Origin of the sequence: Sphingomonas sp. DBB INV C78, assembly GCF_042693015.1 — a bacterium.
In the GTDB taxonomy this organism is placed as follows: Bacteria; Pseudomonadota; Alphaproteobacteria; order Sphingomonadales; family Sphingomonadaceae; genus Sphingomonas_E.
Map to the genome: position 1 here is coordinate 1,558,581 of NZ_CP170544.1, position 22,288 is coordinate 1,580,868.

The 22,288-nt window shown below is 65.1% G+C and carries 19 protein-coding genes and 1 tRNA gene; 7 read left to right on the forward strand and 13 right to left on the reverse strand.

Features of this window, described 5'->3' with window-relative positions; genetic code table 11:
- The first annotated feature begins 6 nt into the window (after positions 1-6).
- A complete protein-coding gene (locus ACFB49_RS07450; RefSeq protein WP_380877933.1) occupies positions 7-1,701 on the forward strand; it encodes a bifunctional protein-serine/threonine kinase/phosphatase in 1,695 nt (564 codons plus the stop codon).
- Positions 1,702-1,918: 217 nt separating this feature from the next.
- Here the strand turns inward: ACFB49_RS07450 and ACFB49_RS07455 are convergent, their stop codons facing one another.
- From ACFB49_RS07455 to ACFB49_RS07475, 5 genes are all read right to left on the reverse strand, one after another.
- Positions 1,919-3,130: a CmpA/NrtA family ABC transporter substrate-binding protein gene (locus ACFB49_RS07455; RefSeq protein WP_380877935.1), complete on the reverse strand. Its 1,212-nt coding sequence runs from the start codon at positions 3,128-3,130 to the stop codon at positions 1,919-1,921.
- Positions 3,127-3,708: an ANTAR domain-containing response regulator gene (locus ACFB49_RS07460; protein ID WP_380877938.1), complete on the reverse strand. Its 582-nt coding sequence runs from the start codon at positions 3,706-3,708 to the stop codon at positions 3,127-3,129. The genes ACFB49_RS07455 and ACFB49_RS07460 overlap by 4 nt, the downstream gene beginning before the upstream one ends.
- A 144-nt stretch (positions 3,709-3,852) precedes the next feature.
- On the reverse strand, positions 3,853-4,308 hold the full coding sequence (locus ACFB49_RS07465) for a YaiI/YqxD family protein (protein WP_380877941.1): 456 nt from the start codon (positions 4,306-4,308) through the stop codon (positions 3,853-3,855).
- 8 nt (positions 4,309-4,316) lie between these two features.
- Positions 4,317-6,020, reverse strand: a complete 1,704-nt coding sequence (locus tag ACFB49_RS07470; RefSeq protein WP_380877943.1) for a DEAD/DEAH box helicase — start codon at positions 6,018-6,020, stop codon at positions 4,317-4,319.
- A gap of 43 nt (positions 6,021-6,063) precedes the next feature.
- Positions 6,064-7,263, reverse strand: coding sequence for an NAD(P)/FAD-dependent oxidoreductase (locus ACFB49_RS07475; RefSeq protein WP_380877946.1), 1,200 nt, complete (start codon positions 7,261-7,263; stop codon positions 6,064-6,066).
- Positions 7,264-7,376: 113 nt separating this feature from the next.
- Between ACFB49_RS07475 and adhP the strand changes: the two genes are divergently transcribed.
- A complete protein-coding gene (gene adhP, locus ACFB49_RS07480) occupies positions 7,377-8,402 on the forward strand; it encodes an alcohol dehydrogenase AdhP (protein ID WP_380877948.1) in 1,026 nt (341 codons plus the stop codon).
- Positions 8,403-8,405: 3 nt separating this feature from the next.
- Here the strand turns inward: adhP and ACFB49_RS07485 are convergent, their stop codons facing one another.
- The 5 genes from ACFB49_RS07485 to ACFB49_RS07505 all read right to left on the reverse strand — a co-directional run bounded on the left by ACFB49_RS07485 (position 8,406) and on the right by ACFB49_RS07505 (position 13,481).
- Positions 8,406-9,077, reverse strand: coding sequence for an ABC transporter ATP-binding protein (locus ACFB49_RS07485; RefSeq protein WP_380877951.1), 672 nt, complete (start codon positions 9,075-9,077; stop codon positions 8,406-8,408).
- The gene (locus ACFB49_RS07490; protein WP_380877954.1) at positions 9,070-10,320 is read right to left on the reverse strand and encodes a lipoprotein-releasing ABC transporter permease subunit; all 1,251 of its coding nucleotides are present in this window, start codon (positions 10,318-10,320) and stop codon (positions 9,070-9,072) included. Before ACFB49_RS07490 ends, ACFB49_RS07485 begins: the two co-directional genes overlap by 8 nt.
- Positions 10,317-11,633, reverse strand: coding sequence for a proline--tRNA ligase (gene proS, locus ACFB49_RS07495; protein WP_380877957.1), 1,317 nt, complete (start codon positions 11,631-11,633; stop codon positions 10,317-10,319). Before proS ends, ACFB49_RS07490 begins: the two co-directional genes overlap by 4 nt.
- Before the next feature lie 647 nt (positions 11,634-12,280).
- On the reverse strand, positions 12,281-13,330 hold the full coding sequence (locus tag ACFB49_RS07500; protein ID WP_380877960.1) for a Leu/Phe/Val dehydrogenase: 1,050 nt from the start codon (positions 13,328-13,330) through the stop codon (positions 12,281-12,283).
- A gap of 74 nt (positions 13,331-13,404) precedes the next feature.
- Positions 13,405-13,481: transfer RNA gene (locus ACFB49_RS07505), tRNA-His, on the reverse strand.
- 123 nt (positions 13,482-13,604) lie between these two features.
- Between ACFB49_RS07505 and ACFB49_RS07510 the strand changes: the two genes are divergently transcribed.
- Together ACFB49_RS07510 and ACFB49_RS07515 are read left to right on the forward strand one after the other, a co-directional pair.
- Positions 13,605-14,018, forward strand: coding sequence for an RrF2 family transcriptional regulator (locus ACFB49_RS07510; protein ID WP_380877963.1), 414 nt, complete (start codon positions 13,605-13,607; stop codon positions 14,016-14,018).
- An 84-nt stretch (positions 14,019-14,102) separates the two neighbouring features.
- A complete protein-coding gene (locus ACFB49_RS07515) occupies positions 14,103-14,720 on the forward strand; it encodes an EthD domain-containing protein (RefSeq protein ID WP_380877966.1) in 618 nt (205 codons plus the stop codon).
- Here the strand turns inward: ACFB49_RS07515 and ACFB49_RS07520 are convergent.
- The 3 genes from ACFB49_RS07520 to ACFB49_RS07530 are packed head-to-tail and all read right to left on the reverse strand — an operon-like array spanning position 14,705 to position 17,576.
- Entirely contained in the window at positions 14,705-15,457 is a 753-nt protein-coding gene (locus ACFB49_RS07520) for an SDR family NAD(P)-dependent oxidoreductase (RefSeq protein ID WP_380877968.1), read from the reverse strand. The genes ACFB49_RS07515 and ACFB49_RS07520 overlap by 16 nt on opposite strands.
- Complete coding sequence (locus ACFB49_RS07525) at positions 15,454-16,656, reverse strand: MFS transporter (RefSeq protein ID WP_380877971.1); 1,203 nt, start codon at positions 16,654-16,656, stop codon at positions 15,454-15,456. Before ACFB49_RS07525 ends, ACFB49_RS07520 begins: the two co-directional genes overlap by 4 nt.
- A 38-nt stretch (positions 16,657-16,694) precedes the next feature.
- Positions 16,695-17,576, reverse strand: coding sequence for a helix-turn-helix domain-containing protein (locus ACFB49_RS07530; protein WP_380877974.1), 882 nt, complete (start codon positions 17,574-17,576; stop codon positions 16,695-16,697).
- Positions 17,577-17,852: 276 nt separating this feature from the next.
- Between ACFB49_RS07530 and ACFB49_RS07535 the strand changes: the two genes are divergently transcribed.
- The 3 genes from ACFB49_RS07535 (at position 17,853) to ACFB49_RS07545 (ending at position 22,278) form a co-directional block, all read left to right on the forward strand.
- Positions 17,853-19,088 carry a hypothetical protein gene (locus ACFB49_RS07535; RefSeq protein ID WP_380877976.1) on the forward strand — a complete coding sequence of 412 codons (1,236 nt, stop codon included), beginning with the start codon at positions 17,853-17,855 and terminating at the stop codon, positions 19,086-19,088.
- Positions 19,085-19,915 carry an oxidoreductase gene (locus tag ACFB49_RS07540; protein WP_380877979.1) on the forward strand — a complete coding sequence of 277 codons (831 nt, stop codon included), beginning with the start codon at positions 19,085-19,087 and terminating at the stop codon, positions 19,913-19,915. Before ACFB49_RS07535 ends, ACFB49_RS07540 begins: the two co-directional genes overlap by 4 nt.
- Before the next feature lie 62 nt (positions 19,916-19,977).
- Positions 19,978-22,278 carry a TonB-dependent receptor gene (locus ACFB49_RS07545; protein ID WP_380877981.1) on the forward strand — a complete coding sequence of 767 codons (2,301 nt, stop codon included), beginning with the start codon at positions 19,978-19,980 and terminating at the stop codon, positions 22,276-22,278.
- Positions 22,279-22,288 lie beyond the last annotated feature (10 nt).

Sequence of the window (22,288 nt, forward strand, 5' to 3'; positions counted from 1 at the left end):
GCGGACATGAAGCCGGAGGGCCGACTCGACATTGCCGCGGGCTTCGCCTCGATCACGGGGCGACGGGAGGATAATCAGGATTTCGGCGCCGTCTGGCTGGGCAGCGACGGTGATCGCGCGCGCCATGGCATCGCCGCAGCCGTCGCCGACGGCGTCGGAGGTGCTGCGGGCGGGCGAGTCGCCGCCGAAACCGTCGTCCGCGGCTTCCTCGATGGATATTATTCCACTTCCGAAACGATAGGCATCGCCGCGGCCGCCGGCAGGGTGCTGTTCGGTATCAACCAGTGGCTCAACCAGATCGGCCGCACCGATGAGGCGCTGGCCGGTTGCGCCACTACCTTCACCGCGCTCGTCATCCGCGGCCGCCGCGCGACCGCGCTCCATGTCGGCGACAGCCGCGCCTGGCATTTCCGCGACGGCCAGCTCCACCGGCTGACGCAGGACCACACCCTCTCCCAGCCCGATCAGCGCCACATCCTCTACCGCGCCGTCGGCATCGAGCCGACCGTGCGCCTCGACGTCGCGACGCAGGAACTCGCCGTCCATGATCGTCTGCTGCTCACCAGCGACGGCGTCCATGGTGCGCTGTCCGACAAGGCGATCGCGAAGCTGCTCGCCGCGCGCGGCTCCGCCCAGGCCGACGCCGAAGCGATTGTCGCCGCGGCTTTTGCCGCCGGATCGCAGGACAATGCGACCGCGCTCGTCATGGACATCGTCACCCTGCCCGCGGTCGAACAGGATGCGCTCGCCGCGCACGCCGCCAGCCTGCCGGTGGAGACACCGCCCAAGGTCGGCGACAGCGTCGATGGCTTCCGGCTCGATCGACAGATTTCCGACGGCCGCTACACCTGCCTGTTCCTCGCCGAAGACCTTATCGCCGGCGGGCAGCTCGTCCTCAAATTCCCGAAGCCCGCCTTGCTCTCCGAAAATGGCGCCCGGCTCGCATTCCTCCGCGAAAGCCTGGTCGGCGCGCGCATCGATGATCCGCATGTCGGCGGCGCGGTGGCGCTGGCTCCCGAACGCCAGAGCCGCCTCTACATCGCCATGCCCTACCTGCCCGGCCAGACGCTGGAGCAGCGCCTCACCCGCAGCCTGCCCGGCATCGACAGCGGCACGGCGATCGCGGCGAAGCTCGCCCGTGGCGTCGCCGCGCTCCATCGCCGCGGCGTCGTCCATCGCGACATCAAGCCTGAAAATGTCATTCTGCCCGAAGCCGGCGGGCTCAAGCTGATCGATCTCGGCGTCGCCCGCCTGCCCAAGGTCGAGGAATTCGCGCAGGACGAGATCCCCGGCACCCCCAGCTACATGGCGCCCGAGCTTTACGACGGCGAGCGCGGCTCCGAAGCCAGCGACCAGTTCGCGCTCGGTGTGACGATCTATCGCCTGTTCACCGGCCGTTACCCCTATGGCGAGGTGGAGGCGTTCAGCCGCCCGCGCTTCGGCCAGCCGGTACCGCCCTCGCGCTACCGCCCCGACATGCCGGGCTGGCTGGAAGCGGCGGTGCTGCGTACCGTAGCGGTCGACCCCGCGCAGCGCTTCGGCGACGTACTGGAACTGGTCCACGCCCTCGAAAGCGGGGCCGCGCGCGCCGTCCGGCGACCGGAATCCCGCCCGTTGATCGAGCGCAATCCCGTGGGCTTCTGGCAGATGACAGCGCTGCTGCTGGCGATCGCATTGATCGCCTCGCTGGTCCTGCGCTGATCCTGCCGTTCCGCCCACTCAATCCCCCGCAAGCACGAAAAAAGCCGCTTCCGACCTCCCGCGCGTTGCGGTGGTCGGACAGCGGCTGTGCTGTTATCCTGGCGGTGATCAGCCCAGCGTCGGGTGACCACCTATGGTGCACCGCACACTCATTGTGCAGCGCAACGTGAAACTCGCCCGAATCGCGGCCGGTTCACAAGTGCAAAATATAAAATCGTCAGAAAGCGGGCTTAAAGCTTTCAAGATATGCGGCAATTTCCGCCGGATCGAACACCCGCCCGTCGAAGAATCGGTCGGACCCCAGCGTCAGCGTGCCGAGATCCGATCCCACCGCCAACGGCGCGCCCAGTGCCCCTTCCAGCTTCATGCTCGCCCCCGGCAGCGGCGTCGATCCGCCGGCCAGCGCGCGGCGATAGACGTCCGACCGCAACACATTTGCGGCCGCCGCCTCGTTCGCCGGGTCGGATGTCGACATGCCCCAGCGCACGAATTGCGAATAGATCCACAACGCCTGGCTGCGCCACGGGAAGTTCGCCGCTTCGCGGTGGAAGAACAGGAAATCGGGCGATTCGATGGGATCGCCGCCGCGCACCAGCGGCAGATGGCCGCCCAACGCCAAGGCGATGATCTCCGCCGGCTGGCCGACATATTCGGGCAGGCTCAACAGGTCGGCGAGCCTGGAATGATTGACGGCATCGTCGCACCAGGCGGCCGCCCGGTCGAGCGCGCGCAGCAGGCGATCCACGGTATCCGGATTGGCCTCCAGCCAGTCCTCTCGAAAGGCGAGCACCTTCTCCACGCCGCGCTGCCAGATGCCCGCACCGGTCGCGACGATCTCGCCGAGCCCTTCAGCGACGGCGACGCTGTTCCACGGCTCGCCCGCAGTAAAGCCGTCGATCTCGCCCGCGCGCAGCGCCTCCACCATCAGCGACGGCGGCAGCACCCGCAGCAAAATATCGCGATCCGGGTCCATCCCGGCAAAGCCCAGCCAGTAACGCAGCATCAGCGCGTGGCTGGAAAAGCGATGGACGATGCCGATCACCGGCTTGCGGCGATGCAGGCCGATGGCGGCGGCAAAATCATGTGCCGTCGCGATCGGATCGTCGATGCGGTTGCGCGGCTTGGGGTCGAGCGCGGCCGCCAGTTCGCTCGAGAGCGTCAGGGCATTGCCGTTCACGCACAGCTTGAACGGCGCCGCGATCGCCGCCGGATGCTGGCTCAGCCCCAGGGTCACCGCCACCGCCAACGGCGCCAGCATATGCGCCGCCTGGACCTGGCCATAGACCAGCCGGTCGCGGACATTGGCCCAGCTGGTATCGCGGATCAGCCGCAGGTCGATGCCCTCAGCCTCGGCAAAGCCCAGCGCCTGCGCCACTATCAGCGCGGCGCTGTCGGTCAACGGCAGGAAGGCCGCGGAAACCGGCGTCATTGCCCGCCCCCCAGCATCTCGGTTGCGGTGATCAGCGCATCGGCGACGTCGGCGATCTTGCGCCCCTGGTTCATCGCGGTCGTCCTGAGCAGCGTATAGGCCTCGGCCTCGGTCATCCTCCGCGTCTCCATCAGGATTGCCTTGGCGCGATCGATCTTCTTGCGATCGGCCAACGCCGCACGCGCCTCGTCCAGTTCGGAACGCAATGTCGAAAAGGCGTTGAAGCGGCGGATCGCCAGTTCCAGGATCGGCTTCACCCGCTCCTTCTTCAGCCCGTCGACCACATAAGCGGACACGCCGGCGTCGATCGCCGCGCCGATCATCGCCTCGTCGGACTGGTCGACGAACATCGCGATCGGCCGCGCCAGCGCGCGGCTCACCGCCAGCATCTCTTCCAGGCTGTCGCGGCTCGGCGTGCCGAGATCCATCAGCACTACGTCGGGCGCCAGCCGTTCGAGTTGGGCGACGAAGGCACCGGTGGGCGGAACGATGCGAATGTCGTCGAAGCCGGCCTCGCGCAATCCTTCCTCAAGGATCGCCGCCCGCAGCCCACTTTCATCGACGATAGCGATCCGCACTTGGTCCCCCGGCCGGTCGGGGCCAGTCCATCGGCACTCCTGACAGCGCCGTCAAGCAGCCAGTCTCCGAGTTATGGGAATTCCATCGAACGTCGCCCCAGCGGAGGCTGGGATGACGTTGTATTTTTAGAAGATATCGATCTCTCAGCGGGAAGCCTTCACCAACGCCTCATCCAGCGCGGACAGGAAACGCGATCGATCCGTCTTGGAAAATGGCGGCGGCCCGCCAATTCCTTCGCCCACCGCGCCAGCGCGTAGGTCCGCCATGATCGCACGGGTGGCGACCGCAGCGCCGATCGAACTGGTAGTGAAGGGCTTGCCATTGGGCGCGATCACCGTCGCCCCTGCCTTCAGGCAGCGATCGGCGAGCAGGATGTCGGCGGTGATGACGACTGCTCCTGCCCCGGCCCGCTCGGCGATCCAGTCGTCCGCCTCGTCGAAGCCCGATCCCACCACCACGCGCTCGATCAGCGGATGGGGCGGCACACGCAAATGGCTGTTACTGACGATCGTCACCGGCACTTCCCGGCGGAAGGCGACCTTGTAGATCTCCTCCTTCACCGGGCACGCATCGGCATCGACCAATATGCGGACGGCCATGGCTGCGATCAGCGCGGCGGCCGCTTCGGCCCCTGACGGAAGGGCTTGGGCTGATGGCGGACGGGCGGCGGGCCCGCACGCCGGTTCTGCCGCGCAGCTTCGCGCGGGCTGCCCTCGACCGCGGCAAAGCGGATGCCGCCCTCACCATCGGGATCGCCACCGGCCGTGCGCTTGACCGACGCCACGAAGCGCGGCGCGACATGGCGCGGGATCTCGAACATCGTCTCGTCCGCTGCGATGCGGATCGCGCCGATATCCTGCTTGGTGATATGGCCGCGGCGGCAGAGCAAAGGCAGCAGCCAGCGCGGATCGGCATTGTGCCGGCGGCCCACATCCATGCGGAACCACACGGTGTCCTCGAAGCCCTGGCGCGGCCCTTCCGGCCGCTCGCGCGGCTGCGGCCCCTGGTCGACCAGTTCCTCGGGCGCCGGCAGCTTCGCGCGATGGCTCTGCACCAGCCGGGCGGCGATCTCCTCCGCGCTCAGCTCGGCCATCAGCCGCGTCGCCAGCGCGCGATCCTCGTCCTCGATCTCAACGGGGTTCGCCAGGGTCGTGATCAGTCGTTCCCGATCGGCATCGCGAATTGCTTCGGCGCTCGGCGGCGAGACCCATTCGGCCTGGATCTTTGCGCCACGGAGCATGGATTCCACGCGCCGGCGCCGCTGATAGGGAACGATCAGCGCGGCCGTCCCCTTCTTGCCGGCACGCCCGGTCCGTCCCGAACGGTGCTGCAACGCCTCCGCATCGCGCGGCAGCTCGACATGGATCACCAGTGACAATGAAGGCAGGTCGATGCCGCGTGCGGCCACGTCGGTCGCGACGCACACCCGCGCGCGGCGATCCCGAAGGGCTTGCAGCGCATGGTTGCGCTCGCTCTGGCTATGCTCGCCTGAAAGCGCCACTGCGTCGAAGCCGCGCTCGATCAGGCTGGCATGAAGATGGCGCACCGCGTCTCGGGTCGCGCAGAACAGGATGGCGGTGTCCGGTTCATGAAAGCGCAGCAGGTTCACGACCGCCGCCTCGATATCCGACGGCGCCACCGTCACCGCTTGATAGGTGATGTCGCCATGACCGCGATCCTCGCCCACGGTGGAGATGCGCAGCGCATCTTTCTGATAGCGCTTGGCGAGCGCGACGATCGGCTTCGGCATCGTCGCCGAGAACAGCAAGGTGCGCCGGCCTTCAGGCGTAGCGTCGAGAATCTCTTCCAAATCCTCGCGGAAGCCCATGTCGAGCATCTCGTCCGCCTCGTCGAGCACCGCGACTCGCAAGGCCGACAGGTCGAGCGCCCCTCGTTCGAGGTGATCGCGCAGCCGGCCCGGCGTGCCGACGACGATATGCGCGCCATGGCTCAGGTTCCGCCGTTCCTTCGACGGGTCCATGCCGCCCACGCAGGAAACGATGCGCGCGCCGGCCTTGCCATATAGCCACATCAATTCGCGACTCACCTGCAACGCCAGTTCCCGCGTCGGCGCGATCGCCAGCGCCAGCGGCGTGCCGGCGCGCGGCATGCGGCCATCCTCGTCGAGCAACTGGCCGGCAACGGCGAGGCCGAAAGCCACGGTCTTGCCCGATCCCGTCTGCGCGGAAACGATCAGGTCGCGGTCGCCCGCGCCTTCCTCCAGCACGGCGGCCTGGACGGGTGTGGGCGCGGCATAGCCGCGTTCGGATAGCGCTTCGGCAAGAAGCGCGGGCAATCGACTGAAAGGCATTTTGTGCAGATGGCAGCAAAAGCGCGCTTGGCAAGGCTTTTCGCTAAATCGCCTGTCCCGCCGCCGATCCGCTCGCCCATGCCCATTGGAAATTATACCCGCCCAACCAGCCGGTTACGTCCACCGCTTCGCCAATCGCATAAAGGCCGGGGACGCGCTTGGCCTCCATCGTCTTGGACGAAAGCCCATCGGTGTCGATCCCGCCGATCGTCACCTCGGCCTTGGCAAAGCCTTCGGTGCCGTTGGGGCTGAACCGCCAGTCTGCCAGGCGGCGCTCGGCTTGCTCCAGCGCGCGGTCGGTCAAATTGCCCATCTCGCCATGCAACCCCAGCCGTTCGACCAGCGTGTCCGCCAGCCGATCGGGCAAGGCCGCGCCGATCACCGTGCGGAACGCCGCCCGCGGCCGCGCGCGCTTGGCCTCGACCAGCCAGCCGGAATCCTGCGACGGCAGGAAATCTACGCCGATCTGCTGCCCGTGGCGCCAATAGGAGGAAATCTGCAGGATCGCCGGGCCAGACATGCCCTTGTGCGTGAACAGCGCCGCCTCACGAAAAGCCGTCTTGCCGCATTTGGCGATCACCTCGGCCGACACCCCCGAAAGCGACTTGAACAGCGCCTCATCGCCACCCAGCGTCAACGGCACCAGCGCCGGCCGCGGCTCGATCACCTTAAGGCCGAAGCGACGGGCGAGATCATAGGCATAGCCTGTCGCGCCCATCTTGGGGATCGAAGGCCCGCCGGTCGCGATCACCAGCGCTGGCGCCTCCACCGTTCGCGCGCCGACCGTGACGCGATATCGGCCATCGCCGTGCTCGACCGCGGAAACATCCCGTCCCAGGGCGATCTCCACCCCGCCCGCACGACATTCCTCGTCCAGCATCGCCACGATCTGCCGTGCAGAGCCATCGCAGAACAATTGCCCCAGCGTCTTCTCGTGCCAGGCGATGCCATAGCGATCGACCAATGCGATGAAATCCTCCTGCGTGTAACGCCGGAGCGCGGACTTCATGAAATGCGGGTTGGCCGAGATATAGCGGTCCGGCGCGGCGTGGAGATTGGTGAAGTTGCACCGCCCGCCGCCCGAAATCAGGATCTTCTTGCCCGGCTCATCCGCCCGATCGATCAGCAGAACCCGCCGCCCGCGCTGCCCTGCGACGGCGGCGCACATCATCCCTGCGGCGCCGGCGCCAAGGATGATCGCATCATATCGGGCGGCGTCGGTCACGGGCTTGCAAAGGTCCATCGGCAGGGTGGAGAATGCGGCCCGCCTGCATGATGCCGCGGCGTCCGTCAATCACGCCGACCAAGCTGTTATATTGGCTGGATAAATGCTAATGTATCCACCCAGCACGGAGTATGCCCATGAAGATGAAGGCCGCCGTCGCCCGCGCATTCAAGCAACCGCTCCAGATCGAGGAAGTGGACATACCCTCGCCCGGCCCGGGTGAGGTGCTGGTCAAGATCGTCGCTAGCGGCGTCTGCCATACCGATCTTCACGCCATCGACGGGGACTGGCCGGTCAAGCCGACCCTGCCGCTGATTCCCGGCCATGAAGGCGTCGGCCATGTCGCCGCGGTCGGCGCCGGCGTCACCGATGTGAAGGAAGGCGATGCAGTCGGCGTGCCATGGCTCCACGATGCCTGCCGCGCCTGCGAATATTGCGAGACGGGGTGGGAAACGCTGTGCGAGCAGCAGCATAATACCGGCTACAGCGTGAATGGCGGCTTCGCCGAATATGTCATCGCCAGCGCGCCCTTCGTCGGCCACCTGCCGGCGGGAACCGATTTCGTCGCAATGGCGCCAATCCTCTGCGCCGGCGTCACCGTCTATAAGGGCCTCAAGGAAACCGAAGCCAAGCCCGGCGAATGGGTCGCGATCTCCGGCATCGGCGGTCTCGGCCATGTCGCCATCCAATATGCCAAGGCGATGGGCCTCCACGTCCTCGCGCTCGATGTGGCAGACGACAAGCTCGCCCTCGCACGTGAGATGGGCGCCGATCTCGCGCTCGATGCCCGCGCCAACGATCTCGTCGATCGCGTCGCGCGCGAAACCGGCGGCGGCGCGCATGGCGTGCTGGTGACGGCCGTGTCGCCGCCCGCTTTCGGCCAGGCGATCGCCTGCGCGCGCCGCAAGGGCACGGTCAGCCTTGTCGGCCTGCCACCGGGCGATTTCCCCACGCCGATCTTCGATGTCGTGCTCAAGCGCATCACCGTGCGCGGTTCGATCGTCGGCACCCGTCGCGATCTTGCCGAAGCGATCGACTTCGCCGCCCGAGGCCTCGTCAAGGCGCATGTCACCGCGCGCCCGCTCGACGACGTCAACGCGGTGCTGGACGAACTGCGTGCCGGCAAGATCGAGGGCCGCATCGCGCTGGTGCCTTGAACGTTATTCCAGCAAGCCCTCGTGCAGCCGGACGACGCGGTCCATCTTGGCCGCCAGCCGCTCGTTGTGGGTGGCGACCAAAGCTGCCGATCCCTCGCCGCGGACGAGCCGCAGGAATTCGGCCAGCACCACATCGGCCGTCGCCTCGTCGAGGTTGCCGGTGGGCTCGTCCGCCAGCACCAGCGCCGGCCGGTTGGCGAGCGCACGGGCGACCGCGACGCGCTGCTGCTCGCCGCCGGAAAGCTTGCTCGGCCGATGGTCGAGGCGGTGCGCCAACCCCAGCGCTTCCAGCAGCGTCCGCGCCCGCGCCACTGCCTCCTCACGGGTCGCGCCGTGGATCAGTTGCGGCAGCTCGACATTCTCGATCGCCGAGAAATCGGGGAGCAGATGGTGGAACTGGTAGACGAAGCCCAGCGCCTCGCGGCGGAGCCTGGTGCGGCCGTCATTGTCCAGCCGCGACGCTTCCTGTCCCTGGATGCGGATCGACCCCTCGAACCCGCCTTCCAGCAGGCCCACCGCCTGCAGCAAGGTCGACTTGCCCGAACCCGAAGGCCCGAGCAGCGCGACGATCTCGCCGGGCGCGACATGCAAGTCGATGCCGCGCAGCACATGGATGTCCACGTCGCCCTGGTGAAAGCTCCGCTTGAGCCCGGTGGTCGCCAGAACATTATTCATAACGGAGCACCTGCACCGGATCGGTCTTGGCCGCGCGCCAGGCCGGGATCAGCGTGGCGAGGAAGCTCAAGCCCAGCGTCAGCAGGATGATCGCAGTGATCTCGAACGGATTGGCCTTGTAAGGAAGTTCGGTCAGGAAGCGGATCGACGGATCCCACAGATTCTGCCCCGTCACCATCTGCACGAAATTGACGACCTGCTGGCGGAAGATCGCGGTGATCACAGCAAACAGCACCCCCACCAGCACGCCGGCGATGCTGATCGAAAGCCCGATCGAGATGAAGATCTTCAGGATCGACCGGCTGGTCGCGCCCATCGTCCGCATGATCGCGATGTCGCGGGTCTTGGCACGCACCAGCATGATCAGCGACGACAATATGTTGAACGCGGCGACCAGGATGATGAAGGTCAGGATGACGAACATCGCCACACGTTCGACGGCCAGTGCCTCGAACAGCGACGCGTTCATCTGCCGCCAGTCGGTGACGACCGCCTGCTGCCCCACCTTCTGGGCCAGCGGCGCCATGATCTCGCCCACGCGATCGGGGTCGACCGTCTCCACCTCGACCATGCCGACCGCGTCGCCCAGCATCAATAATGTCTGGGCTTCCTCTATCGGCATCAGCACGAAAGCCTTGTCATAGTCATAGACGCCGACTTCGAAGATCGCGGCCACCGTATAGCTCACGATCCGCGGCACCGTGCCGAACGGCGTCGTCTGCCCCTGCGGGCTGATCAGGCTGATCTGGCCGCCGACCTGCGCACCCAGCGCCTCGGCCAACCGCGCGCCGATCGCGACGCTGTTCGCTCCGGGCACCAGCGCGTCCATCCGGCCGGCGACGACATTGCCCTTGATCGTCGGGTTCGCGCGGATGTCCTGCACCCGCATGCCCCGCACCAGCACGCCTTCGACGCGCCCGTCATAGCTCGCCATCAGCGGCTGTTCGATCAGCGGCGTCGCGCTCGTCACGCCCGGCGTCGCCTGCGCCTGGGCGACGATCGCCTGCCAGTCAGGCAGCCGCCCGCCATAGCCCTGCACGACGGCATGACCGTTGAGGCCGACGATCTTGTCAAACAGCTCCGCGCGGAAGCCGTTCATCACGCTCATCACGGTGATCAGCGCCCACACGCCCAGCGTGACGGCGGAAAGGCTGATCCCGGCCACGAGGAAGATGAACCCCTCCCCCTTGCCGGGCAGCAGATAGCGCTTGGCGATCGTGCGCTCGAAGCGGGAGAGGATCACCCCGCCAGCCTCGCCAGCGCGTCCTCTATCGAAAGCTCCACCTTCTCGCCCGAACGGCGGTTCTTGAGCTCGACGACGCCGCGCTCCAGCCCCTTGGGGCCGATGACCACCTGCCAGGGCAGGCCGATCAGGTCCATCGTCGCGAACTTGGCGCCACCGCGTTCGTCGCGGTCGTCATAGAGCGTCTCGACGCCGGCCGCATTCAGCTTGGCATAGAGATCATCCGCCGCCGCCGCGCATTTGGCGTCGTCGGCGCGCATATTGATGATGCCCACCTTGTAGGGCGCCACCGCCTCCGGCCAGATGATGCCATTGTCATCGTGGCTCGCCTCGATGATCGCAGCCATCAGACGCGACACGCCGATGCCATAGCTGCCCATGTGCGGCACGACTTCGCCGCCGTCCGGTCCCTGCACCTTCAGCCCCATTGGCGCTGAATATTTGGTGCCGAAATAGAAGATGTGGCCCACCTCGACGCCGCGGGACTGGCGGAGATCGCCGCCGATCGCTGCCTCGGCGGCCTCGTCGCGCTTCTCGTCGGTTGCGGCATAATCGGCGGTGTAGCCGGAAACGATGGTCTGCAGCGCTTCGACGTCGTCGAAATCGACCGATGAGAGCTCGGCGGGCTTCTCCCAGTTGCTATGGTAGAAGACCTCGCTCTCGCCGGTCGGCGCGAGCACGATGAATTCGTGGGAGAGATCGCCGCCGATCGGGCCGGTGTCCGCCTGCATCGGGATCGCGCGCAGCCCCATCCGGGCATAGGTGTTGAGATAGGCCACGAACATGCGGTTATAGCTGTGCCGCGCGCCGGCCTCGTCCATGTCGAAGCTGTAGGCATCCTTCATCAGGAATTCGCGCCCGCGCATCACGCCGAAACGCGGACGGACCTCGTCACGGAACTTCCACTGGATATTGTAGAGCGTGCGCGGCAGATCACGGTAGCTTTTGGCGGCATCGCGGAAGATCGCGGTGATCACTTCCTCGGCGGTCGGGCCGAACAGGATTTCGCGCTCGTGCCGGTCCTTGATGCGCAGCATCTCCAGGCCATAATCGTCATAGCGGCCCGACTGGCGCCACAGATCGGCCGACTGGATCGTCGGCATCAGCAGTTCGATGGCACCGGCCCGGTCCTGCTCCTCGCGCACGATCTGCTCGATCTTGCGGAGCACGCGATATCCCAGCGGCAGCCAGGCATAGATTCCGGCGGCGGTCTGGCGGATCAGCCCGGCGCGGAGCATCAGCTTATGGCTGATGATCTGGGCGTCGGCGGGCGATTCCTTCATGACGGGGATGAAGTGACGGGAAAGGCGCATGAGATTCCTGGTCCGAATGAACAGGCACAGGCTCTAGAGGCCGCGCCTCGATCCGGCAACAAGGATGCTCTGTTGCGGATTCACCACAGGGGGCCGGCTTTCGCGAATGACGTTAACGTCATGCGGTGACAGTCGTCTGCTTTGCGCCTACCAATCCCCTCACGAATTGCAGGCAATGGCCGTGGTTCGGGGAGGACATGAGGTGTCCCGCAGCTACGTTTAAGGGGACGGAGTTGTGCGTGGACCCCAAGTCTTCAAGGGGGTTGACGGTTTCGTCACGGGCGCCCGGGTTGCTAACGCAATCCGGGCGTTTCGTTTGTGGCGGAGCCGAGATCGATCCCGGCGCGTTTCCCCTTGGCACAGAGGAGACGCAATCATGGCCAGCCAACCGCCAGTTCCCACTACTCCGGGAGAATTCCCGGTCGACCCGCCGGTCCCATCGCCCACCGATCCGGTGCCGCCCAAGCCGAGTGACCCTGTGACCGACGGCTGAGGTTCCGGCGCGCAACTAAATCGTTCGTCACCCTGAACTTGTTTCAGGGTCCACCGCGACGCAGGCACAGACCCCGCTAGTGGAAACGTGGATGCTGAAACAAGTTCAGCATGACGGGAAGGACCGGCGGCCGCGCCAGGCCCTCCCAACCCGATCAATGCCGCCCGATCAACCGCCGCGCGATGCGGTCCGCCACTTCGGCCGCGGGATCGCCGGTTTCCGCGCTTTCAGCCCAAATCTGCTCCAGGCGGCCGGGGATATGGCCGATGCGCTTTTCCACTTCGGCGCGATCGCCCTGCCCCAGATATTCCAGCCCGACATTGATGATGCCGCCGCCGTTGATGACGTAATCGGGCGCATAGAGCACACCCAATGCGTGCAGCCGCTCACCATCCGCCTTGGTGGCGAGCTGGTTGTTGGCCGCGCCCGCGACGATCGGCGCGGAAAGCAGCGGGATGCTCGTCTCAGTGAGGATCGCACCCAATGCGCACGGGCTGAACACATCGGCCTGAACGCGGGCAATGTCGCCGGCCGCAACCGTCTTCGCGCCCAGTTCCTGCGCCAGCTTCTCGGCACGCGCCGAATCGACATCGGCCAGTGTCAGCTTCGCGCCTTCGGCCGCGAGACGACGGGCAAGCCCGCCACCGACGCTGCCGACGCCTTGGATGGCGACATGGACGCCCGCCACATCATCGCGCTTCATCGCGCGGCGGATCGCCGCCTTCACGCCCAGGAACACGCCCAGCGCCGTCGACGGGCCGGGATCGCCACCCGCGGCATCGCTGCCCACGGGTAGACCCGCGACATGTTTGGTCTGCTTGGAGATCTCGACCATGTCGGCGTCGGTCATGCCGACATCCTCGGCGGTGACATAACGGCCCCCAAGGCTGTCGACGGCGCGCCCGAAGGCAGCGAGCAACGCGGGCGTCTTGGTGCGCGAAGGATCGGCCAGCAGAACGCCCTTGCCGCCGCCCATCGGCAGGCCGGCCATGGCATTCTTGTAGCTCATCCCGCGCGACAAGCGCAGCGCATCGGTGATGGCGTCGGCGCGAACCGGATAATGCCAGAAGCGCGTGCCGCCGGCCGCGGGGCCAAGCGATGTCGAATGGATCGCGATGACTGCGGTCAGGCCGGATGCCTGATCACGAAACAGATGGACGCCCTCATGGTCGTCATAATCGGGGAAATCCCAGGGTGCCGTCATAGCCACGTCCTCGCGGAAACATAATTACGTTATCGCGTAATAAAGTTTCTCGGCGGTGAAAGCCAGCCCCAAAATGGGGCGATCGACGGGGATTGAACCCGCAACCTCCGGTACCACAAACCGGCGCTCTAACCAATTGAGCTACGATCGCCACACACGACACTCACGTCGGTGGGCGCGCTCATAGGAGCGGTTGTGCCACATCGTCAAGGAAAGGTTGCGCAGTCTAACGCGCCTCTTGCACTCCGCGACGGGCGGGGCCAAAGACTCCCCCGTGCTATCGCAACGGACCCGCTACGCAATTCGTGCCCTGCTCCATCTCGGGGATCGTTTTGGGCAAGGCCCGGTCCAGTTGCCGGAGATCGCCGAAGCTCAGAATATTCCCGCCAAATTCCTGACGGTCATCCTGTCGGAGATGAAGCGCGCTGGCCTGGTCGAAACGCTCCGCGGCAAGGAAGGCGGCTATTGGCTCGCCCGCCCGCCGGAGGAGATCACCTATGGCGAAATCGTCCGCCTCACCCGCGGATCGCTCGCGCTGGTGCCCTGCGCGGCGCGGCTCGCCTATCGACCGTGCGAGAATTGCGTCGACGAAGCGACCTGTCGCCTGAAAGCCGTCATGCTTTCGGTGCGCGACGAAACCGCCAACATCCTCGACCGCGTCTCGCTTTCCGAGAAAATGGCCGTCTGATCGAACGCCATGCTGCGGCGATAGCGCCGTGACCTGCCTCGCGCCCCTTCCCTTGCGCCCGCGATCGGGTTCAGCATCCGGGCCATGTTGAAATCCTTCGCCTTCATGCCGCGCCGCGTCGATTCGTCCCGCGCCGATTTTCGCACCTATTATGAGACACGGCATACGCCGCTCGCGCTCGAATATTTCCGCTTCCAGAAATATATCCGCAATCACCTGGCTGATGATCAGGAACCAGGCTTCGATTGCCTGTCGGAATTCTGGCACGGCGATCCGACGGTTGCGGCGAAGACGATGGCCGGCCCCGCCGGCGAGGTCCTGCGCGTCGACGAACGGAAGTTCACCGACCAATCCAACATTCGCGCCGCCGTCGCCGAATCGTCCCTGCTTTCCGGGCCTCAACGAGACTATCAACCGGGCGCCACGCCCAAGACGCTGTGGCTCCTCTCCGGCAGCGATCGCCCAGCTCTCCTGAACGCGGCAACCGCCGCCGCCGCCGGCCGAACCGATCGCGTGATGCTCGACCTCCTCTCGCCCTTCGACGAGCGGCCGATTCCCTGCGACGCGATCCTCTCGGTCTGGGGAGCGGACGATTTCGCCTTCACCCCTCCCCCCGGCTGGTCGCTACGCCATCGCCTGCCTGTGCTGGCCGAGGAAACCGCCCCCGAAATCCTCGCCCGATCGCCTCAGCCTGCGGTCTGACCGCCATCGACCGGCAGCATGATGCCGGTGATGAACTTCGCATCGTCAGAAGCGAGGAAGGCGACCGCGGCCGCAATATCCTCGGGCTGGGCGAGCGGCGCCATCTTCGGCGACATCCGCGCCACCAGCGCGAAATCGATCCCCTCGATCGTCCCCATCACCGATCCGCCGGCGATCAGCGGCGTATCGACCCCACCGGGGCAGATGGCGTTCACGCGCACCTGCTTCGCCGCATATTCGAGCGCCACGGTGCGGGTATAGCCGACGACACCCGCCTTGCTCGCCGAATAAGCCGACGCGTAGGACGCGCCCACCAGCCCCGACGCCGAAGCCATGTTGACGATATTGCCTTGGGTCTTTTCCAGATGCGGCAGCGCGGCCTTGGTCATGTGGAAGATCGAGGAAAGGTTGATCGCGATCAGCCGATCCCACTCCTCGTCCGCCACCTGTGCGGCATGGCCGAAGCCGCCGATGCCCGCGATATTGCACAGCACATCCAGCTTGCCGTGCGTCGCGATCACATGGTCGACGAGCGCCCGGCACGAGGCGGCCGATGCGGCATCGAACTCGACCGCCGTCGCGCCCGCCAGGCTCGCGGCGGTTTCTTCCGCACCTTTCACGTTGCGATCCGCGCACACGACGATCGCGCCCTCGCTCGCCAGGCGGATCGCGCTCGCTTTGCCGATCCCCGATGCGGCGCCGGTCACGAGGACGATCTTGCCGGTCATGCGATTCATGCGTCATTCTCCTTGGAAGCGAGGTTGGCCGCCCGCGTCTCGGGCAGCAGGAACAGGACCAGCGGCACCGCAATGAAGCAGCTCAGGCCCAGCCAGAAACAGGTGTCCGCCACCGAGCCGATCTCCTTCGACATCCAGCCGATCAGCAGCGGCGCGCCGACCATGCCCCAGCGCCCGATCAGATTATGGCACCAGCCATTGGCCGCGGCGCGGACATGGGTCGGGAACAGCTCGGAATTGATGGTGAAGCACACCGTCCACACGCCGAGCATTGCCTGGATGCCGATGTTGCAGGCGGCGATCACATACCAGTCGGTCGCGGCATAGCAGGTCATCACCAGCAGGCCGTTGGCGACGAAGAACAAGGCCGCAGTCCACCGGCGGCCGATCAGGTCCATCAGGAAGCCGACCGACAGATAGCCGAGGAACGCCGACACGAGCCCGAACGGCGCGATCAGCGCGAGATCCGTGGCCGACCAACCGCGCTCGTTGAGGACATAATAAGTGAAGAAGAAGGTCGACACGACCGCGCTGAAATTGGCGATGAACCACAACAGGCTCATCAACGCGAACCGCCCGCGCAACTCGCGCGAAGCGAGCGTGCGAAACTCCGCCACTACGCCGGCCCGCGGCACCGCAGCGTCACGAGTGGCGAGATAGGCCGGCGTTTCCTTCAAGAACAGCCACAGCAGCGGCAGCACCAGCAGCGGCGCAGCCCCCACCAGAAACAATGCCCGCCATGACAGGCTCGTCTCCAGCGCGCTCGCCAGCAACAATGCCGGCAGTGCCGCACCGAAGCTGCCGCACGCACCGAGCAATCCGTTGGCCCGGCCGCGCAGATGGGCCGGCAAAGTTTCCGAAACGATCAGATAGGCCGTCGCGATCTGCGACACGAGCGCGATACGGGTCAGTGCCTGGACGATCGTGTAGCTTTCAATCGTCGGCATCAGGATCGTCACGAGCGATCCCACCGAAAACAGGGCGGCCGATGCCAACAAGATCGGCCGGCGCCCGAAGCGGTCACTCAGCCGGATCAGGAACCAGGCAGCGATCGCGCCCAGCCCGATCACCGATAACGATCGGCCAAGCCCCTCCGTGCCGACATCGAACGTCTTGCCGGCATAAGGCAGCACGACGTTGGTCAGGCTGATGTCGAAGCCTTCGAACATCACGACGAAGGCCAGCATCACAATCAGCACGATGTGCGAAGCCTTGAGGCTGCGAGGAGCGTCCGCCACTAGTTGCTTAGCAATCCGGCGGAAGCGCGCGCGCGATAATCGCGCGGCGTCTCGCCAAAACGACGCCGGAACGCCGCGGAAAAGCTGCCCTGCCGCTCATATCCCAGCGACACGGCCAGAGATTTCACCGGTATCGAGGTTTCGCCAAGCATCCGTGCAGCGCGCGCGAACAGGGTGCGTTCAACATGATCCATCACCGTCGACCCGCGCGTCGCCTTGAACGCTCGCATCAGATGGCGGCGGCCGATACCGCACAATGACGCGAGTTCCGACACGCTGGGAACAGGCCGGCTCTCGTCCGCCAACCGCTGGTCGATCCGCTTGAGCTGCCAGGGCGCAAGCGTCCCCGCCCGGTGGAAGCCGCGCTCGCGAACCGTCTCGAAATGGCGGGTCAGTTCGGCGAGCAACACCATGCCGAGGCCCCGGACCATCATGTCACGCCCGGCGGACGTGCGCCCAACTTCGATCGAAAGCCGTTCGAGTGTCGCCAACACCGAAGGATCGCGCACATCGCTGCACGCCGCCAGTTCGTCTCCGCTGGCGTTCGCGCTTACCCCGGTCAATTGTTCGAAGAATCCCGCTTCGAACCGGCAGATCAACAGCCGCCGATCGCTGAAGCCGCTCGACATCACATGAATCGGCACGTTGGCCGGAACCAGCACGGCGGCCCCCAACGGCATGAAGGAACGGTGCGATTCGGGCTGACCAAAACAGCCGCGCGACGGATCTTCGCCCTGCCCCGTCGGCAGATAGGTGATCGCGGGATAATCCAGCAGGTGCGTTCGCGTGAACGGCCCCGTGCCGGGCTGCGACATCACTTCGAGCTGAAAGTCGCCGACATCGAACTTCACGTCCAATGTCGCTGGTCCACCACCTTGCATCAGCCTGCATCCTCCTTGAACGGACTCGGTGGTTGGCATTTGTCGCCCCGCCCGATTGATCCGGGCACCATCCGCTGAACGGTCGCTGCAGAACCCTATCATTCCCTGCTTGTCGATCAACCTTCGCATGATCGTTCAACACAGGGATTTATTCGCGTCGCTTAATCCTGCCTTCGTCCCTGCGCCAGAATGCGAAGTGATTGCCCGTAATCCGCTACGCATTAGGTTCTGCACAAAGACGGCCAGATGCCGATGATCCGCAAGTGGGAGAGTAGAGTGGGCAGTCCAATCTCGACGCCAGAACAAGGCCGCTTCGAACGGCGCGCGCTGGAGGTGCTGGCGCATCCGCGCATGCAGGCCGCGGTGGCGGAACTACACGATTATTGGCTCGACATGATCAAGCCGCAGCCGGAAATGCGCGCCTCTTTCGACAGCAAATATCCCGAGGTCGTGTTCGGCGCGATCATCTGGTCGCTCAACACCGATAAGGAACGGCCCGCGGTCGTCACCATCTCGCGCATTCCGCACCAACTGGAAGGTCTGGAGATCCCCGGATCGCGCTGGGGCCTCGACAACCCTGACTCCGTCTATCGCGTCATCCCGATCGACGGCAGCGAACGCTACGTCATCCGCGGCCGCGTGCCGAATCCGCGGCTTACCGAAAATTACTTCACCCTCTGGACGGACAAGATGGCCACCGTCGACGTGCTCGACGGCAAATCGCTGCATCTCGACGCTGATGGCCGCTTCGAAATCTTCGTCGACAGCGACGAGAAGGGCAACCGCCTCGATCATGTCCGCTCCGCGCCCGAGGCCAAGGAATTCTACATCCGCGACGTCATCATGGATTGGGCGAACGAGCGGGTGAACGAGCTGTCGATCGAGCGGCTGGGGGCGCCGCCTAAGAGCCCAGAGCGCACCATGGACCAGCAGGTCGATGACGCCATCGCCATGCTCCGCCTCAACATCGACAACACTGCGCGCTGGAACCGGCAGGCGCTGGACAAGCCCGTCAACGCCTTCGACTTCACAATCGACCGCGATACCGATGGCGCGCTGCGCAACCAGATCTACGTCATGGGCCATTTCCAGTTGGCTGATGACGAGGCTCTGGTCGTCGATGTCGGCCTAGGCGGCGCCGATTATTTCCTCGCGCCGATCACCAACCAGTGGGGCACCACCAACGACATTCAGAACCGGACGGCGAGCCTCAATCTCAACCAGAGCGTCCGCAATGGTGACGACACCTTAACCTATGTGGTGTCCCGTGCCGATCCGGGAGTGCATAACTGGATTGACCCATGTGACATGCCGGAGGGCATATTGACCCTGCGATGGGCCGAGTTTGTGACAGGACGACCGGGCGAAGGCTTCGGCGCCAAGGGCCGGGTCGTCAAGCTGGCCAATCTCAAGAACGAACTCCCCGCTGAAACCAAATGGGTTTCACCGGCAGAGCGCGCCGATCAGCTCAAGGTCCGTGCAGCCAGCTATGCATGGCGGGTGGCCGAATGAGGACCTGGCTGATCACAGGCTGTTCCACCGGGATCGGCCGCGCCATTGCGGACGCCGTTCTGGCGAGCGGCGACCAGGCGGTCGTCACCGCCCGCAAGCCGGCCGACATCGCCGACTTCGCCGAGCGCTATCCGCAAAGCGCGCTGACGGTGGCGCTAGACGTGTCGAACGATGCCAGTGTTGCGGCCGCCTTCGCCGCGGCGGAAGCTCGCTTCGGCGGGGTGGACGTCCTCGTCAACAATGCCGGCTATGGCTATGTCGCGTCGATCGAGGAAGGCGATCTCGATCAGGTGCGCGCCATGTTCGAAACCAACTTCTGGGGCGCGATCCGCACCACGCGCACCGCACTTCCCGGCATGCGGGCGAAGCGGCAGGGGCGCATCATCAACATCTCCTCGATCGCCGGGCGCATCGCCAACCCCGCCACCGGCTATTACAGCACCAGCAAATATGCGCTGGAGGCGATGACCTCCGCGCTGGCTCGCGAAGTCGCGGATTTCGGCATCAGGGTCACCGCCGTCGCCGCCGGCCAATATCGCACCGATTTCTCGGGCCGCTCGCTCAAGGCTGCGGACGGGCCGATCGGCGATTATGACGCAGGCGTCCATGCCCGCATCGGCCTCGTCAAATCGGTCGATGGCAAGCAGCCGGGCGATCCCGCCAAGCTTGCTCTCGCGATGCTGAAGCTCGCCGACATGCCCGATCCCCCGATCCATCTGGTGATGGGTCCCGATGGCTATGCCGCGGTGAAGGGCCGGACCGAAGAGATGCTGGCATCGATGGAGCAGCATAAGGATCTCACGATATCGACGAATTTCGACGCCTGAGGGAGGCGTCGGAACCATGGAACCGCCCGAAAGAGGCGGCCGATCAGGAAGAGGAAGATAGTATGACCAGAACTGCATTGCTGTTCGCTTCGGTCGCGGGCCTCGCGCTCGCGGCCCCATCCGCATTTGCGCAGGAGGCCGCCCCCGCCGCGGCGGAGAATGACCGGCTCGAGGACATCGTCGTCACCGCCCGCCGTCAGAATGAATCTCTGCAGACCGCGCCGGTGGCCGTCACCGCGCTGACTGCGGCGACCATCGACCGCCTCAACATCCAGGATGTGAACGCCGTCCCGCAGCTCGCGCCCAACCTGTCGATCCTCCAGCAATCGACCAGCATCACGGCTGCTTCCATCTTCATTCGCGGTATCGGCAATCAGGAACCGTCGTCGGTCGCCGAACAGGGCGTCGGCGTCTATCTGGACGGCGTTTATATCGGCCGCTCGGCGGGCGCGATCTTCGATCTGGTCGACATGGAACGGATCGAGGTGCTCCGCGGGCCGCAGGGAACCTTGTTCGGCCGGAATTCCGTCGGCGGCGCCATCCAGCTCATCACCAAGAAGCCCAAGGAAGATCTCGGCGTCGAGATCAAGGCTGGCTACGGCAATAATAACGAATGGTTCGCCCGGGGCCGCATCGATTCCGGCCAATCGGACAATTCGCCGCTCAGCGCGTCCTTGTCTTATCTCCACCGCCAGCGCGACGGCTATGTAGATAATCTGCTGCGCCCCTCATCGGACGATCCCGGCGCGCTCAACAGCGACGCGATGGTCCTCGCAGTGCAAGGCGATTTCGGCGACGTCATCGCCAATTACAGCTTCGACTATAACCAGCGCGAAGGCACCGCGCCCTACTTCCAGATCCTCGCGGCGACCGACGACTTCATCAATTATTACAGCCAGTCCGAAAGCCTGGGCGGCGATCCGTTCATCATGGGGCAGGGCCGCATCGATCCGGGCCTGCAGCGCGGTTTCGTCGATCGGTTCGGCAAACTGCGTTACGATGCGAAGGCCAAGATCCAGGGCCACAGCCTGACCCTGGACTATCAGGCGATGGACTCGCTGACGCTCAAGTCGATCACCGCCTATCGCAAATTCTTCCAGGACACGATCCTGACGCTGTCGGGCAACGGCAATCTGCGCGGCGTTGTGCTCGATCCGGTGACGTTCGCGCCCAGCATCGAACTTGTGAACCCGTATAACGGCAACAACGCGCCGCAGAAGCAGCACCAGTTCAGCCAGGAGCTTCAGGCGCTCGGCAAATATGACACCTGGAACTATGTGCTGGGCGCTTATTATTTCTATGAAAAGGCGTCCGAAACCAACCGCCAGAGCCTGACCTTCGTCTTGCCCGGCGGCCAGGCGGGCATCAACCTCAACCCCGTCCAGGCCTTCGGCGGCACCACCGAAAGCATGGCCGCCTTCGGCCAGGTCAGCGCCCGTCCCTTCGGCGAGGAATTCGAACTGACCGGCGGCCTGCGCTACACGTCCGACAAGAAAACCATTCGCTTGTTCGGCGACGTGAATCCCGAGCAACGCGGCCGCGAGACCTATGAGAATGTCTCATGGCTGGTGTCGGGCACCTATCAGTTCACGCCCAGCCAGATGGTCTATGTCCGCGCATCGAGCGGCTATCGTTCGGGCGGCATCAACCCGCGCACCAACGTCATCAACAAGTTCGATCCCGAAACCGCGATCGCTTATGAAGCCGGTTTCAAGGGCGACTTCTTCGATCGCCGGCTGCGCACCAACCTCGCCATCTTCTACACCGATTATGATGATCTGCAGGTGCAGCAGTTCGCCAGCGGCACCGGCGGCGCGACCTCGCTGATCGTCAATGCCGGCAAGGTCACCTACAAGGGGTTCGAGGCGGAAATCACCGCGGTTCCCGTCGACGGTCTCCAGCTTGAGGCTTCCGCCGGCTACACCGATCCGGACTATAAGGAATTCCTCTATCGCGATCCCGTCTCCAACGAGGTGATCAACGTCGCGGATGAGGCGCGGATGCCGCAGACATCCAAGTTCCAGGCGCGCGGCGCTATCCAGTATAGCACGCCGGTTTCCTTCGGATCGATCACCGGTCGTGTGGATTATGCTTATCGCAGCACGATCTATTTCTTCGCGCTCGATCGGGTCAATCCGTTCAATCGGGACATTCGATCACGCCCGGATCATAATCTGAAAGCGCGGCTGAGTTTTGGTGATATTGAGTTCGGTGGAACAACAGCAGAATTCTCTCTGTGGGGGGATAATTTGACCAACGACAAGAATATCGACTTCAGCGTCGACTTCGGCGGGCTTGGTTTCGGCGCGGGCAGCTACAAGCGGCCGCGCAGTTACGGCGCCGACGCGAAGTTCAGCTTCTGAGCGCACGCAT